Here is a 15,130-nt window from a genome sequence, read left to right as displayed (position 1 = left end):
GGCTTCAGCGGAACCTCAGCTTCAGGCCGGCCGGACCGAAAAATCATGGTTTGCGCGTGCTGCCGCGCTCGATGATGGTGGGCAGAATCTGCACATGTTTCACGGCCTTGCGGCCGCCGTGCCTTTCCATCAGCAGGTCGACCGCGGTTTCTCCGATCACGCCGGCTTCCAGCCGCAGGGTGGATAGCTTGGGCGCGAGCATGTGGGCAATCGAACTGTCGTTGAATGCGACGACCTGGACATCCCGCGGGATCGAAAGTTTCGCCTTTTCAAGTCCGCGATAGACCTCGACCGCCGTGCGGTCCGCATAGATCACCACGGCGTCGGGCAGCGGCTTGCCGGTATCCGCAAGCCGAGAAAACAAGGTGCGTATCTGGTCTTGCCCGTCGTCGGAAGAGTCTCTTGCATAGGTCACATAATCCGGGTCGAACAGACCGGCCTCCGACATCACCGAACGGAACGCCGCCAGCCGCCGCGACTGCGGGCCCTGGACGCCCACAAGGGCCGGTTGCCTGACGCCGCGCGTCAAAAGCCATTCGCAAAGCCGGGTGGATGCGCTCCAAAGGTCGACATAGGCGACGTCGACATCGACGGGCCTTTCCTGCGGATGGGCAAGCACGGTCGCAACGCCGAGCGCGCGGATCGCCTCCAGGTGCCCGTCGGGAAGATCGCCGACGGAGATGATGCCGACATTGCGCCCACGGGTAAGCATCGCCGGATCGAATTCGCCGGCAAAGAGCCTTGTCGTCGCCATGCCATAGGCTTCCGCGCGCGCTTCGATGCCCTGGCGCAGGCCGACATAGAAGGGCTGGGAGAGTTCGGAAGCACTGGAAAGAAAGTGCACGATCATCACCGATCGGAGGTCGCCGGGCCGGCGCAGCGCGACTGAGGCGTCTTCCTTGCGGCTGTTGCGCGACCGTCGCATCACATATTGCAGCGCTTCGGCCGTCTCGACCACGCGGCGACGCTTCTCATCGGAGATCGAAAGGGTCGGATCGCGGTTGAGAATGCGCGAGATGGTTGATTCCGCGACCCCGGTCCGCTTGGCGATCTCCTTCAGCGTTACCATGCACCCGTCCCTTTCTGCCCGTTAGTTCCCCGGGACGATCTCCGCGGGCGCTTCGCCGGCCGCGATGATACGCGCGGCAAGCCGTTTTGCCAGTTCGTCCCGAACTCCAGCGTAGTCGGGCGCGGCGACCAGATTGTCAAGTTCGGCCGGGTCGCGCTCCAGATCGTAGAGGTGCGTTTCCACATAGCGCCGGCTGGCGCTGTCGCTCCAGCCGTCGGCGTCTGGATCGGCGACACAGTATTTCCATCGTCCAGCCCTGAGCGCGCGACCGACCTGGCTTTCGCTGATCTGGATGAATACCTCGTCCTCAGGCCGGTCGGTCGGCCTCAGGAGCGACCGCCCCTCCATCGCGGCCGGTATCTCAATGCCGGCGGCGTCGAGCAAGGTCGGCGGCAGGTCGATCAGCGAGGCGGCACGGGTGATATCCCCCTTGCCGTCGAGCCCGGGTCCCGCAAGCAGTGTTGGCACCCTGATCGAGGCTTCGTGACAGGAGCGCTTGTATTCCGCGTTGCGGGTCTTGAAATGGCAGCCATGATCGGAGGTGAACAGGATGATGGTATTGTCGAGTTCCCCGCGCGAGATCAGCGCATCGATGATCCGGCCGAAGGCCTCGTCGAGCCGCGCGACCATGCCCATATAGCCGTGATAGTGCTCCTTCGTCGTGCCGCCCAGCGTGTCGAGGTCGGAAGGGTAGGATGTGATCCGCCGCGCGATCCGCTCCGCGTAGCCAACCGGCGCCGGGTAATTGTCGTGCTGGTTCTGATGGTGCGGCTCCAGGAAGGAGAGGAACAGGAAGAAGGGTTTGTCGCGCGCCCGGTCGATATGGCGGATTGCCGCATCGGCCAGCGCATCGACCCGGTAGCCCGGCAGACGATGGCGCTCGCCTTTGCGATCGAAGAGATCGGTTTGATACGGCCAGGAGGTGAACTCCAGGATATTGGCTGCAAGCCATTCGTCATAGCCGCCCTGCTGACTCTGGGGCACGGGGTCGGTCTCCGCCAGATGCCATTTGCCGATATAGCCGGTTTCGTAGCCGGCCTCGCCGAAATAGTGCGCAAGCGTCTTTTCGCCGGGGGGCAGCGGTATGTCATTGCGGTAGCAACCGGTCGTGGTCGGGTATTTGCCCGTCTGGAAGGCGGAGCGGGCGGGGCCGCAGACCGGCTGGCAGGTAAAGGAGTTGCGGATGAAGCGTCCCTTTTCGGCCATCATGTCGAAATTGGGGGTGAGATCCAGAGGGTTGCCATGGGCGCCAACCGTGTCCCAGCGCTGCTGGTCGGTGAAGAAGATCAGCACATTCGGGCATTTCGTCTTTTTCGTCATGGCCTCTTCCTCACTTCATGCCGGAGAGCATGACACTCTGCACGAAATAGCGTTGCATGATGACGAAGAGCAGGAAGCAGGGCAGGAACAGAAGCATGCCGCCCACGGCTGTGAGATTCCATTGGGTAAAGAATTCCTGGTTGAAAAGGGTAAGCCCGGTGGTGATCGGACGCATGCTCTCGGAAGAGACAGCCACCAGCGGCCAGATGAACTCGTTGAACTGGAAGACGAAGGTCAGAAGCGCCAGCGTCGCGATCGCGGGTTTGAGCTGCGGCAGGATGATATCGATGAAGATCCTGAATTCGCTCGCCCCGTCGAGCCGGGCGGCTGCCACCAGATCATCCGGGATCGGCATGATGAACTGGCGCATCAGGAAAATGCCGAAAGCGCTCATGGCAAAGGGCAGGATCAGGCCCGGATAGGTGTTGAGGAGGCCCATTTCGGCCGTCATCACGTAAAGCGGGATGAGCCGGATGAAGAACGGGATCATCAGCGTGGCCAGCAGCGAAACGAACATCAACCGCTTTCCCGGAAACTCCATCTTGGCAAAGACATAGCCGATCAGCGGATCGAACAGGACATGGAGCAGCGTGATCGTTCCCGCCACGATCAGGGAATTGAGCATGAAACGCGCAAACGGCGCCTTCTCCCAGATCGTCACATAGTTCGAGAATTGCAGGCTTTCGGGAATGACGACCACCTGACCGGAAAACATCTCCGCATCGCTCTGCAGCGAAAGCGACACCATGTAGAGGAAGGGCAGCACCGCCATCAGGACGAAGAAGGCCAGAAGCGGATAGATCAGCAGTTTTGATGCTGTTGTATGATTGTCCTTGCGGGCCATGTCGTCCTCATACGTGCCTGATGTCGCGGTGAAGCAGTTTGAACTGGGCCCATGTGATCAACAGGATCAGCATGAACATGGCGAAGGAGAGAGCGGAGGCATAACCGATGTTGAGCCCCTGGAAGGCGGTCTCGTAGACATGCAGCGAATAGAGCCGCGTGGCATTTGCCGGACCGCCCTGGGTCATCAGGTAAGGCAGCGCCATTTCCTGGAGCGAGGTGATCATGATGACCACGGCGAGAAACAGCGTGGTCGGCATCAACAGCGGCAGGGTGATGTCGCGGAACAGATGGTGGCGCCTGGCGCCGTCCATGCGCGCGGCCTCGTAAAGATGGGCGGGAATGCCCTGGATCGCGGCGATGTAGATCAGCACCGCATAGCCGAGATCCTTCCAGACGGAGACGGCGATCAGCGTCCAGATCGCGGTATCGGGATCGACCAGCCAGAATTGCTGCGGAAGCCCGACTTTGGCAAGCGCGGCATTGAGAAGGCCGGTATAGGGATCGAGGATCGCCCGCCACATCAGCGCCGAGATCACGAAGGAGATGATGTAGGGGAAGAACAGGATTGCCCTTATGCCGTTGCGCGCCCTGACCGGGCCGACCAGAAGCGCCGAGAGCCCGAGCGCCAGAACCAGCGTGAAGACCACGCTGCCGATGGCGTAGATCAGCGTCGCCTTGATCGCCTTGATCGCCAGCCTGTCGTTCAGGATATGGGCATAGTTCTTCAGCCCGACGAAGGCGGAGTCGCCGATCAGCGGCTGTCCGCTTCTGAAGCTCGCCCAGAACTCGATGGCGATCGGCCAGAAGAAGTAGATCAGGAAATAGACGATGGCCGGCGACAGAAAGGCATAAGCTGTCAATGTCCGCCTGGTTTTGTAGGTCATCCCGTCATTCCCCGCTGGAAAGCGGCATGCCCCGGCGCAACCGGCGACCGGGGCATGCTCCCGTTCATTCGTTGGCAAGAATCGCGTTGGCTTCATCCTCGGCCGCGGCAAGCACCTCGGCCGCCGGTTCATTGGCGAACAGAACCTCGTCAATGGCGCCGTTGAGCACCTCATCGATGGCGGGATTGTATTTGCCGGCCTGGCGCAGCTCGAGCGTCACGTCGCGCGAATAGGGAAGGCAGGCGCCGAACTGGCCGAGAATCGGATCGGCCTGCACTTCAGGGTCGTTCAGCCAGGACTTGCGCGGCATGGTCATCGAATATTGCAGCGAGGTGGCGACCTCGACATCGACGGCCGTGAGGCGCTTGATCAGGTCCCAGGCCTGTTCGGGATACTGCGCATCCTTGGGGATCATCAGGCTGACGCCGCCCTGGATCGTCGCCTGCTCGACTTCCTTCAGCGAAGGCGCAACCGCCCAGTTGAGGTCGGGATTGCCGGTGCGAATGGGGTTGATGTCCCAGGGGCCGGTGATGATCATTGCCGCGCGACCGGCGGTGAAGAGCCGCTGCGGGCCCTCGTAATCGGCGCCGGTGACCGGAACCGGGGCCGAGCGGTCCTCATGGATCAGATCCGACAGAAACTGCACGCCCTCGGCTGCGGCCTCGCTTCCGAAGGCGATCTTGCCGGTCTCGGGATCATAATACCGGCCGCCGTTCTGCATCACCCAGGGCATGGAATAGGCCCAGACCGCATTGGGCGCGAAGCCGAAGACGCCGTTCCTGGTGGTCGCCTTCGCGATCTCCCGGAATTCCGCCCAGTTCGTCGGCGGATTGTCGTAGCCCGCCTCCTTGAGCATGTCGACATTGTAGAGCAGGGTCGCGCAGGTCAGGTGGATCTGGACGCCGTAAAGCGAGCCGTCGACCGTGTTCTTTTCGACGGAAGCATCCTGCCAGTCGCCGGGATAATCGAATTCCGCCCGATCGCGCGCTGCAAGATCGTCGAGGTTGTAGAGCAGGCCCTGCTGGGCGAATTCCGGCACCCAGGCGCCGGGTTCTGCAACGAGGTCGGGTGGATTGCCGGCGGCGAAATCGGCCACCAGCTTGGTGCGCAGGTCCGGCCACTGGTAGCGCTCGAAGGCGACGGTCCAGCCGGGATTGTCGGCCTCGAACTCCTCGAAGACTTCAAGATAGGTGTCATAGCCGTGGCCGGCATTGAAATAGATGCGGATTTCCTCGGCGCTTGCCGCGCCAGCCATGATGCCGGACGCAATCAATGTCGCGGCGCTGCCCTTGAGTATCGATTTCAGCATTTTGTCCTCCCGTGCTGAAAGTTAGCGGAGCCTTCTCTCCGTTTTCTGATCAAAGAAGAATGCCCGCTCCGTGGGGATGGCGAGCGCGACGCTGTCTCCGGCCGCCGTCGTCCTGTGGCCCTGAAGATCGACGCAGAACTCGGTTCCGTCCGCAAGCGTCGCATAGCCGTAGGTGACGCCGCCCAGATGTTCGACAGCCCGCAGACGGACCTCCGTTCCGCCGGCGCCGAGCCGAAGGTGTTCGGGCCTGATGCCGAGTGGGCCGCGCCACGCGGCCGGGACGAAATCCGGTCGGGGCAAGGGTGGGCAATCAATCCCGGTCAGGCGGATGCCGTCGGCTTCAGCCTCTGCCTTCAGAAGGTTCATTGACGGGGATCCGATGAAGCGCGCGACAAACAGGTTTTCGGGGTTGTCATAAAGGTCGAGCGGCGAGCCGACCTGCTCGATCCGCCCGGAGCGCAGCACCACGATACGGTCGGCAAGCGTCATCGCCTCGACCTGGTCGTGGGTGACATAGACCATGGTGACCCCGAGCGTACGATGAAGATCGGCAAGCTCGAGGCGCATGCGCGTGCGCAGTTCCGCATCGAGATTGGAAAGCGGCTCGTCGAAGAGAAACACCTTCGGGTCGCGCACGATCGCCCGCCCGATTGCGACGCGCTGCCGCTGGCCGCCGGAAAGTTCGGATGGCTTGCGCTCCAGCAGATCCTCAAGACCGAGGGTGCGGGCGGCGCGCTCGACCGTTGCCTTGATCTCTTCCTTCGGCTTTTTCGCGATCTTGAGCGCATAGCCCATGTTCTGGCGCACGGTCATGTGCGGGTAGAGCGCATAGTTCTGGAAGACCATCGCCGCGCCGCGCTCTCCCGGGTGACGTTGGCTGACCTCTTCGCCGCCGATCAGGATCTCGCCTGCGCTCGCATCCTCAAGGCCCGCGATTGTTCTGAGCAATGTGGATTTGCCGCAACCGGATGGTCCGACGAATATGCAGAATTCGCCGTCCTCGATCGTCAGGTCGATGGCGGGAATGGCCTCGAAAGCCCCGTAGGATTTGCGTAATCGGCGGAGTTCGATCCCGGCCATTCTGTCTCCTCCCTCGCCGCCGGCGGTCCCTCCACGAACTGTCCGACGTGCGTTAGTAAGCTTTAGTAAAGTTTTACATGACGAAAGTCAAGCATGCTTCTATCCCGTGCGCGCTCGCGAATGATTGTGCCGGACATGGAAGAAACGACGCCCGCGCCGATCAAGATCCTGCCGGTCGCACGGCGGAAGACGTTGGGTGGTCGTGGCGCATTGATCTGGCTCAAGCAATGCGTCCGCCTGGCGGACAGTTTGATGCTGCGCCTCCCTTTTTCGGGTTCTTGCTTCTAGAAGCTGAAACGGAGGAAGCAGTGCATCGACCGGGAGGAAGTATGCAGCATAATGAACACGAAGCGCGCACTGTCATGCGGGGCCGGCATTGGCCCTGTTCCGGCGGAAGGCAGATCTGATGGCCGAAAGACGCAAGACAATCTTGTCGACGGTTCTTCTGGCCGTTGCGGCCGGGTGTTTTCTCGTCGGCGCAGGCGTCACGGTCACCGATGTCGCCATGCGCGCGCTCTTCGGACGCAACGTTCCGGCGGCGATCGAGCTCACTTCCTATTCGATCGGGCTGGGCGCGCTGTTGTCGATCCCGGTCTGCTACGCCACGCGCACCCATGTCTCGGCAAAGCTGATGTCGGAACTGATGCCCAGTCGCCTGTCGCGGCCGCTCGGCCTTCTCGGCGCGGCAGCCTCGGCGGTCTTCGCCGCGCTGCTGCTTTGGATCGTTGCCGCCAATGCGCTTTCCAAGCTCGGGTCGCCGGAAACGACGCCCGATCTGCGACTGCCGATGCCGCTGCTTCTGGGCATCGTCACCGCCGCGCTGGCGGCGGCCGCGGTAGCGGCTCTGGTCGGACTCTGGCTTGAGTTCAAAGGCGGGGGGACAGGCGAATGAGCGGGCTTTTCCTCGGCGGCGCCGGCTTTGCCGCTGCCATCCTGATGATCTTTCTCGAAATCCCGGTCGCTGTGGCGCTCGGCCTCGTCGGCATCACCGGCACGGCGCTGATCATCGGCGTTCCCGGCATGGTCGCCATGGGGGCGACGACGGTCTGGGACAGCGTCACCAACTACACGCTTACCATGCTGCCGCTGTTCGTGCTGATGGGCAACCTTGCCGCCCGCAGCGGGCTGTCTTCAAGCCTCTACCGCTCGATGGCCGTTCTGATCGGCCACCGGCGCGGCGGGCTTGCGCTCGCCACCATCGGCGCATCCGCGGGCTTCGGCATGATTTCGGGCTCCTCGCTCGCCACCACCGCCACCATGGGCCGCATCGCCCTGCCGGAAATGCGCGCGGCCGGCTACACGCCCTCGCTTTCGGCCGGATCGGTCGCCGCCGGCGGCACGCTCGGCATTCTCATTCCGCCATCCACCGTGCTGGTCATCTATGCCTTCATCGCCGAACAGTCGATCCGCTCGCTGCTGCTCGCGACCGCCGGACCGATCGTTCTCGCCGTCCTGCTTTACTGCCTGGCGATCTGGCTGCCGATCGCCTTCGGCTGGTCGAAAGCGCCGAAGCGCGACAAGGCCGGCACGGCCGAACGTCTGGCGGCGATCCGCGAACTCGTTCCGCCGACGGCAATCTTCGGCCTGATCATGGGCGGGCTTTATACGGGCATCTTCACCGCCAATGAGACGGCCGCCGTCGGCGCGGCGGTGGTGCTCGCCTACGGGCTCCTCTCCCGGCGGTTGACGGCGTCCGGCTTCTTCGCCGCCGCCACCGATACCGCGCTCACCTGCGGTGCGCTCTATCTGGTGCTGATCGCCGCTAACCTGTTCAATTTCTTTCTGGCCCTTTCCGGTCTGCCCTTCTCGCTCACCGGCCTTTTCTCCGGCATCACCGGCGAGCCGATCCTGGTAATCCTGCTGATGCTGGCGATCTATCTGGTGCTCGGCACGCTGATGGACAGCCTCGCCATGCTGCTTCTGACCGTGCCGCTGTTCGTGCCGATCGCGAGCAGCGCCGGCATCGATCTCGTCTGGTTCGGCATTTTCGCGGTCATGGTCGTCGAAATGGGGCTGATCACGCCGCCGGTCGGCATGAATCTTTTCGTCCTGAAAACCACCAATCGCGAGATTTCGATGGTGGAACTCTGGCGCGGAGTAACCCCCTTCGTCCTGGCCGATCTCGTCCGCGTGTCGGTGATCATCGCGATCCCGGCCATCGTCACCTGGCTTCCGAGCCACGCATTCTAGTTTCGCGAACTGTCATCAAGGGAGGAAGAATGATGTTCAGACTTTTGTTAAAGGCCGCCGCCCTGGCGCTGGTTCTCGGGGCGCCGCTTGCGGCCCAGGCCCGGGAAATGCGGGTCTCCTCGCACGAGCCGCCGCAGGGCTTTTATTCCGCGCAGATCCTGCAGCCCTGGATCGATGCGGTCAATGCGAAGCTCTCGGAGGGAAATGCCTTCAAGCTCTATCCGGGCGCCATTCTCGGCGCGCCGCCGGCCCAGGCCGAACTGGTGAAGGCCGGCGTCGCCGACGTCGCGCTGGTGGTGCCGACCTATACGCCGGGCCTGTTTCCGATGTCGGGCGTGGTCGAAGTGCCCGGCCTTGCCCGAAGCTCCGAGCAGGGCACGCACATTCTGAGCGCACTCTGGGACAAGGGAGCTCTGGAAAAGGAATATGCCGACTACAAGGTCATCGCGCTCTTCACCACGCCCGGCTACCGCCTGTTCATGGCCGGCAAGGGCGTGACGACGCCGGACCAGATGGCGGGACTGAAGCTGCGCACGCCCTCGCAGTTCGGCTCGACGCTCTACGAGATGCTCGGGGCCTCGGGCGTCTCCATCCCAGCGCCGCAGGTCTATGAGAATCTCGAGCGCGGCGTGGTCTCCGGCGCCGCCTGGGTGATGGATGCCTACAAGACCTTCCGCCTCGACGAGGTGGCGCCATCGATCACGACGCTGAAATTCACCGCCCAGCCGATGGCGATCCTGATGAACAAAAGGACCTATGAGGCCCTGCCCGAGGCCGACCGCGCCGCGATCGACGCGATGTCGGGAACGAGCGAAGCGGCAAAGATCGCAGCCACCGTTGATGCCGCCGACGCCGCGATCGAGGCCGACTATCGCGCCGCCGGCAAGGTCGATTTCGTCGTGCTGAGCGATGCCGACACGGCTCTCTGGAACGATGCGCTTTCGGGGGCCGCCGACAAATGGGTCAGCGAGCAGAGCGACGCGGAAACGGCCAGTGCCGTGCTCGAAGACGCCCGCAAGGCCTCGGCCGAATAGCCTTCGACGATCCGCGTCCGCCCAGCGGACGGGCGCGGATTGGTTCTCAGAGCAACCGGTTTCACCGGTTATGCTCGGGCCTCAACACACTTTTCTGTGGGAGAATGACCATGGCAATCAATGCACTGGGCTATCTCGGCGTGCGCTCCGACCGGCTCGACGACTGGTCCGATTTCGCCGGAAGGCTGCTCGGCATGCAGAAGATCGATCGCGGCGGCAAGGCGATGGCCTTCCGCATGGATGACCGGGTGCAGCGCCTCCTCGTTTCCGACGAGCCTGGCGAAACGCTCGCCTTCCTCGGCTTTGAAGTCGAAGACCGCGACGATCTCGAAGCTTATGCGGCGAGGCTCGACAGGGCCGGCGTGAAGGTGACGCGGGGGTCTCGCGAACTCGCCGACCGCCGCTTCGTCGGCGATCTCATCCACTTTGCCGATCCTGGCGGCAATCGCGTCGAACTGTTTCACGCGCCGATGATCGCGAGCGACCCCTTCGTGCCCGGCCGGCCGATCGACGGCTTCATGACCGGGCCGCTCGGCATGGGCCATGCGGTGCTGCATGTGACCGACATCGCGGTGATGATGCCGTTTTACCGCGACCTTCTCGATTTCCATGTGTCCGATTACGGGCTCGAACCCTATGGCCTCTATTTCTTCCATCTGAACCAGCGCCACCACTCCTTCGCCATGGTGGGCTCCGGAAAGCTCGGCTTCCATCATTTTATGGTTGAGTTCCAGAACCTCGACGATGTCGGTCAGGGTTACGACCTTGCCGGGCTCGAGGAAGGGCGGCTTGCCTATACGCTCGGCCGCCACACCAATGACTACATGACCTCCTTCTACGCCAACTCGCCGTCGGGCTTTTTCGTCGAGAACGGCTGGGGCGGGCGGCTGATCGATCCGAACACCTGGGAGCCGCACGAGACCCATGACGGGCCGAGCTACTGGGGCCATGAACGACTTTACCTGACCGAAGAGGGCGGCCGCAAACGGCTGCGCGACATGCGCCTCGACGCGGCTGCCAGGGGGCGGCGCGCGCCGCCGGTGGCCGATTGCCCCTGGCTTTTCGGTGAACTTGCCAAACGAAAGGGCTGAACATGGATCATTTTGACGTTGCTATTGTCGGCTATGGACCGGCGGGCGCGACGCTCGCCCATCTTCTCGGCCAGTGCGGGCTGAAGGTCCTGGTGCTGGAGCGCGAGACGGCGGCCTATCACCTGCCGCGCGCGGTGCATTTCGACGCCGAGGTGATGCGCGTCTTCCAGTGGATCGGCATCGCCGAGGCGATCGAGCCGCTGACGGCAATGCATCCCGGCATGCGCTTTGTCGATGGCAACGGCAAACTGCTGCTCGACTGGCCGCGCCCGCAAGGCACCGGACCGCAGGGCTGGCGGGCGAATTACCGCTTTCATCAGCCGGACCTCGAAAAGCTGTTGCGTGACGGCCTTTCCGCATATCAGAACGTGACCGTGCTCACCCGCGCCGATGTCTTTTACATCGAAGATCGCGGCGGCCATGTCGAAATGAGGTACGAGGACATGAGCCGCGGCAAGGTGGAGCACGTGACGGCCGGTTATGTCGTCGGCTGCGATGGCGCCCGCTCGATCGTGCGCCGTTATATCGAGACCGGCATGGAGGATTACGGCTTTCACGAGCGCTGGCTGGTGGTCGACGTGATCCTCAACCAAGACAAGCCCGAACTCGGCGATCATTCGATCCAGTATTGCGTGCCCGAGCGCCCGGCGACCTATGTGCGCGGGCCCGGCCTCAGGCGGCGCTGGGAGCTGACGGTGCTCGACGACGAGGACAGCGTCGCCATCACCCGGCCGGACAAGGTCTGGGAGATCCTGGCGCCCTGGCTGCGGCCGGAGGAGGCGGAACTCGAGCGCGCCGCCGTCTATGTCTTTCATTCCCTTGTGGCCGAGGACTGGCGCAAGGGCCGGCTTTTTCTCGCCGGCGATGCCTGCCACCAGACGCCGCCCTTCATGGGCCAGGGCATGTGCGCGGGAACCCGCGACGTCGCCAATCTCTACTGGAAACTGGCGCTGGTCTGCCAGGGCAAGGTTCAAGGCGCCGCAGCCGAACGGCTGCTCGACAGCTATGAGAGCGAGCGCAAGCCGAATGCCCGCGAATATATCAAGACCGCGGTGCGTCTCGGCGGGTTGATCAATACCTGCGGCACGAAAGAGGCGCTGGAGGCCGCCCTTCCCGCTGCCGATGGTTCGGCGCGGATGGAGAGCATCGCCCCGCCGCTCGGCCCCGGCCTTGGGCGCGGCGAGAAGGCCGGCCGCCTCTTCGGCCAGCCGCGTCTCAATGACGGACGGCTGATGGATGAGGCGATGCGCCATCGCTTCGTCGTCGTCGCGGAGGCCGACCTTGTCGAAGGGCTCGCCCTTCCCGAAAGCGTCTGTCTCGTCACCACGAAAACATCGCCGGATGCGGGCGAACACCTCACCCGCCTCGGCGCCCGCGCTGCCGTCATCCGCCCCGATCGCCACACGCTCGGCGCGGCCGACAGCCGGGCCGAACTTGAAGCGCTATTGGCGCTCGTCCTCCCCAACCCCTCTGAAACGCCTCACCCGGAAATGGTCTGATACATGAAACTCTGCTCTTATCTAATCAACGGAAACGCAAGCTACGGTCTCGTCACCGACAAGGGGATCGTCGATCTTGCCCCGCGTCTGCCGGAAAAGACGCTGCGCGCCTTCCTCGCGGCGGGCGATCTCACCCGCGCCGAGGCTTTTCTCGGCGAGCCGGCCGATTTCGCCTTCGACGCGGTCGCGCATCTGCCGGTCATTCCCGATCCCGACAAGATCATCTGCGTCGGCCTCAATTATCATGCCCATGTCGAGGAAACCGGACGGCAGGAAACCGTCAATCCCGTGCTTTTCGCCCGCTATGCCGGCAGCCAGATCGGCCATGGCCAGCCGCTGATCCGCCCGAAGGAGAGCATCGAGTTCGACTATGAGGGCGAACTCGCGGTGATCATCGGAAAGGAGGGACGCCGAATCCCGGAGGCCGAAGCGCTGTCCCATGTCGCCGGCTATGCCTGCTACAATGACGGTTCGGTGCGCGACTGGCAGAAGCACACGCACCAGTTCATGCCCGGCAAGACCTTCGCCGGAACAGGCGGCTTCGGCCCCTTCATGGTAACGGCGGACGAAATTCCGGACCCGACGAAACTCCACCTCCAGACCCGGCTCAACGGCCAGGTCGTTCAGGACACAGACGTTTCGCTGCTGATTACGTCGATCCCGAAGCTGATCGCCTATTGCTCGACCATCCTGCCGCTCCTGCCCGGCGACGTCATCGTCTCCGGCACTCCGGGCGGGGTCGGCGCGCGGCGTACGCCGCCGCTCTTCATGCGCGACGGCGATGTCTGCGAAGTCGAGATTTCCGGCATCGGCACGCTCGCCAATCCGGTTCGCGACGAAGTCTGAGGCGCTGCGGCGGTCGGTTGAAGGGGCAAGGCGGCTGATCGGCACCTAACGATCTCCCCCCAAGGGGGAGATTGAAGGCGGCTGGCTCCGCGATGCAAATCGTCTTCCGAACGAAGTGGCAGGGCAGAATCCGCTTCAACACCCATTGCCCGCATGCCATATCTTCACAATGGATGACCCGATGCCGAAACGGCCGCGCAGGAATGAAGGTGTCCGCGCACTGACGCGCGGTCTGGCGATCCTGCGCTTTATCAATGCCAGGGGTGCCGCGCGGGTGGGCGAGATCGCCCGCGCGCTCGACATTCCGCGTCCGACAGTCTACCGCCTGCTCGAAACGCTGGAGGAGTCGGGCTATGTGGCGCTGTCGCCGAGTTCGAGCCTCGTCAGGGTCACGCGGCTTGCCGCGAGCCTTGGCGATGGCTATGCCGCGACCTCGGAGCTCTGCCAGGTCTCCGGCCCGATCTTCGCCGAATACGCCGCGCGGCTTGTCTGGCCGCTCGATCTCTCGGTTCATGACCATTTTTCCATGGTGATCCAGGAAACGACGCATAACCGCTCGCCGCTTTCCATCGACCGCGCCATGACCGGCTATCGCATGCCGATGCTGCGGACCTCCGCCGGCCGCGCCTACCTCGCCTTCTGCCCGGAAGGGGAACGCCGGCATATTCTCGAACATCTGAGCCGTCTCGGCGATCCGGCGGACCAGCCTTTTCTCGCGCCGGTGTTTCTCGATCGCATGCTGGCGGAAACGCGGGCGCGCGGCATCGCCATCCGCGACGGCGGCGAGTTCCGGCCGCAAACCGCTTCGCTCGCCGTGCCCATCCTGACTGCCGAAGGCATTACTGGCTGCGTTTCGATGATCTGGATCCGTTCGGCGATGACGACGGAAAAGGCCCTTGAAACAGGCGCCGCGCCGCTTGCCGAAATCGCGGCGCGGATCGCCGCTGCCCTCAATGGCGCACCGGACTGACCGTTTATTCGTCCGGCCCGGCAAACACATCGGCGATGCCGGAGTCGAGCGGGGTGGCATAGGTCATCACGATATAGCCGAGCACGGAGTAAAAGCCGACCGTTGCCATCAGGTCAAACACGGCGGGCCGCCCGAACGCTTCGGCAAGCGCTGTCTCGATCGCGGGCGAAAGCCGATGCGTGTCAATCAGCATATCGACGGCGCGGGCGAGCAGCCCGTCCTCGCCTTCCGGCACGGCGCGAAGGGCCGCGATGCGTTGTGCTGAAAAGCCGAGCTTTGTTGCCCGATCAACATGGTGGTTCCACTCATAGGCTGCGCCGAGGCGGAAGGCGACGCGGAGGATCACCAACTCGGAGCGTTCCGGTCCGAGCGCGCTTTCCTGCACCACATGTCGGCGAAGCGGCGCCCAGGCGCTGAGCAGGTCCGGATGATGCGCCATGGTGCGATAGACGTTCAGCGTGCCGGCGAAACCATCCTTCATGTCGGCGATCTCCGCCGGCCAGTCGCGGTCCTCAAGCGGCGGCAGGGTCGTTTTCTCGGTCATGGCGAACGGCTCCGTTTGATGGCGCTGAGGCTGGGACGCGACAACAATCGCCCTTTGCGCGCGGGAAGGACAGGTGCAAATGCGCTCTGTCCGTTCGGCGGACATGTTGTCCGGGCCTTGCCGCCATCCGTTTTCCGTGATCAGCCGTCCTACCGGCAGATGTTCATAGAAAATGATGTCATCGCCGGTTACCGAAAGTCGGCAGGAAGCCGAGTTCCGTTTCTTCCCCCCGGCCGAGAGCGGTCCTTCAGGTCGCCCAGTTCAAGGCCGACCGCGCGGGCGACGATCAGCGCCTTTTCGAGCTGGCAGTTCGGCTTGCCGGCCTCCAGTTCCACGATGAACCGCTCGCCAGTGCCGGCGCGACGCGCAAGCTCGGTTTGCGTCCAGCCGCATGCTTTCCGTCTAGCCCTGACGAGCGTGCAGAAATCCCGTGCCGACCTGATCATGT

The 15,130-nt window shown here is 63.5% G+C and carries 15 protein-coding genes and 1 pseudogene; 8 read left to right on the top strand and 8 right to left on the bottom strand.

The annotated features are described in order from the left end of the window. Window positions 1–43: 43 nt before the first annotated feature. The 6 genes from JS578_14570 to ugpC form a co-directional block, all read right to left on the bottom strand. Complete coding sequence (locus tag JS578_14570) at window positions 44–1,069, bottom strand: LacI family DNA-binding transcriptional regulator (protein ID QRX65260.1); 1,026 nt, start codon at window positions 1,067–1,069, stop codon at window positions 44–46. A 21-nt stretch (window positions 1,070–1,090) separates the two neighbouring features. Further along, complete coding sequence (locus JS578_14565) at window positions 1,091–2,389, bottom strand: sulfatase-like hydrolase/transferase (GenBank protein QRX65259.1); 1,299 nt, start codon at window positions 2,387–2,389, stop codon at window positions 1,091–1,093. 10 nt (window positions 2,390–2,399) lie between these two features. Continuing rightward, window positions 2,400–3,233, bottom strand: a complete 834-nt coding sequence (locus JS578_14560) for a carbohydrate ABC transporter permease (protein ID QRX65258.1) — start codon at window positions 3,231–3,233, stop codon at window positions 2,400–2,402. A 7-nt stretch (window positions 3,234–3,240) separates the two neighbouring features. Then, the gene (locus JS578_14555; protein QRX65257.1) at window positions 3,241–4,119 is read right to left on the bottom strand and encodes a sugar ABC transporter permease; all 879 of its coding nucleotides are present in this window, start codon (window positions 4,117–4,119) and stop codon (window positions 3,241–3,243) included. Window positions 4,120–4,183: 64 nt separating this feature from the next. Beyond that, entirely contained in the window at window positions 4,184–5,428 is a 1,245-nt protein-coding gene (locus JS578_14550; protein QRX65256.1) for an extracellular solute-binding protein, read from the bottom strand. A 21-nt stretch (window positions 5,429–5,449) separates the two neighbouring features. Further along, complete coding sequence (gene ugpC / locus JS578_14545) at window positions 5,450–6,508, bottom strand: sn-glycerol-3-phosphate ABC transporter ATP-binding protein UgpC (protein QRX65255.1); 1,059 nt, start codon at window positions 6,506–6,508, stop codon at window positions 5,450–5,452. Window positions 6,509–6,643: 135 nt separating this feature from the next. Between ugpC and JS578_14540 the strand changes: the two genes are divergently transcribed. The 8 genes from JS578_14540 to JS578_14505 all read left to right on the top strand — a co-directional run bounded on the left by JS578_14540 (window position 6,644) and on the right by JS578_14505 (window position 14,138). Then, window positions 6,644–6,796, top strand: coding sequence for a hypothetical protein (locus tag JS578_14540; protein QRX65254.1), 153 nt, complete (start codon window positions 6,644–6,646; stop codon window positions 6,794–6,796). Between the two features lie 118 nt (window positions 6,797–6,914). Next, window positions 6,915–7,400: a TRAP transporter small permease gene (locus tag JS578_14535; protein ID QRX65253.1), complete on the top strand. Its 486-nt coding sequence runs from the start codon at window positions 6,915–6,917 to the stop codon at window positions 7,398–7,400. After that, on the top strand, window positions 7,397–8,698 hold the full coding sequence (locus JS578_14530) for a TRAP transporter large permease (GenBank protein QRX65252.1): 1,302 nt from the start codon (window positions 7,397–7,399) through the stop codon (window positions 8,696–8,698). The genes JS578_14535 and JS578_14530 overlap by 4 nt, the downstream gene beginning before the upstream one ends. Window positions 8,699–8,730: 32 nt before the next feature. Further along, on the top strand, window positions 8,731–9,732 hold the full coding sequence (locus JS578_14525) for a TRAP transporter substrate-binding protein (protein ID QRX65395.1): 1,002 nt from the start codon (window positions 8,731–8,733) through the stop codon (window positions 9,730–9,732). Window positions 9,733–9,842: 110 nt separating this feature from the next. Further along, window positions 9,843–10,823, top strand: a complete 981-nt coding sequence (locus JS578_14520) for a VOC family protein (protein QRX65251.1) — start codon at window positions 9,843–9,845, stop codon at window positions 10,821–10,823. A 2-nt stretch (window positions 10,824–10,825) separates the two neighbouring features. Then, window positions 10,826–12,322 carry a bifunctional 3-(3-hydroxy-phenyl)propionate/3-hydroxycinnamic acid hydroxylase gene (locus JS578_14515; protein QRX65250.1) on the top strand — a complete coding sequence of 499 codons (1,497 nt, stop codon included), beginning with the start codon at window positions 10,826–10,828 and terminating at the stop codon, window positions 12,320–12,322. Window positions 12,323–12,325: 3 nt separating this feature from the next. Next, the gene (locus JS578_14510) at window positions 12,326–13,168 is read left to right on the top strand and encodes a fumarylacetoacetate hydrolase family protein (protein ID QRX65249.1); all 843 of its coding nucleotides are present in this window, start codon (window positions 12,326–12,328) and stop codon (window positions 13,166–13,168) included. 169 nt (window positions 13,169–13,337) lie between these two features. Next, entirely contained in the window at window positions 13,338–14,138 is an 801-nt protein-coding gene (locus JS578_14505; GenBank protein QRX65248.1) for a DNA-binding transcriptional regulator, read from the top strand. A gap of 4 nt (window positions 14,139–14,142) precedes the next feature. Here JS578_14505 and JS578_14500 read toward each other — a convergent pair whose 3' ends face one another. Continuing rightward, window positions 14,143–14,682: a carboxymuconolactone decarboxylase family protein gene (locus JS578_14500; GenBank protein ID QRX65247.1), complete on the bottom strand. Its 540-nt coding sequence runs from the start codon at window positions 14,680–14,682 to the stop codon at window positions 14,143–14,145. Window positions 14,683–14,860: 178 nt separating this feature from the next. Further along, window positions 14,861–15,128 (bottom strand): annotated as a pseudogene (locus JS578_14495) (helix-turn-helix transcriptional regulator). Window positions 15,129–15,130 lie beyond the last annotated feature (2 nt).

The organism is Dysgonomonadaceae bacterium zrk40, from assembly GCA_016916535.1.
Taxonomy (GTDB): Bacteria; Bacteroidota; Bacteroidia; order Bacteroidales; family Dysgonomonadaceae; genus Proteiniphilum.
The sequence above is the reverse complement of the archived record's forward strand: the minus strand, read 5'-3'. Positions and strand labels throughout refer to the sequence as shown.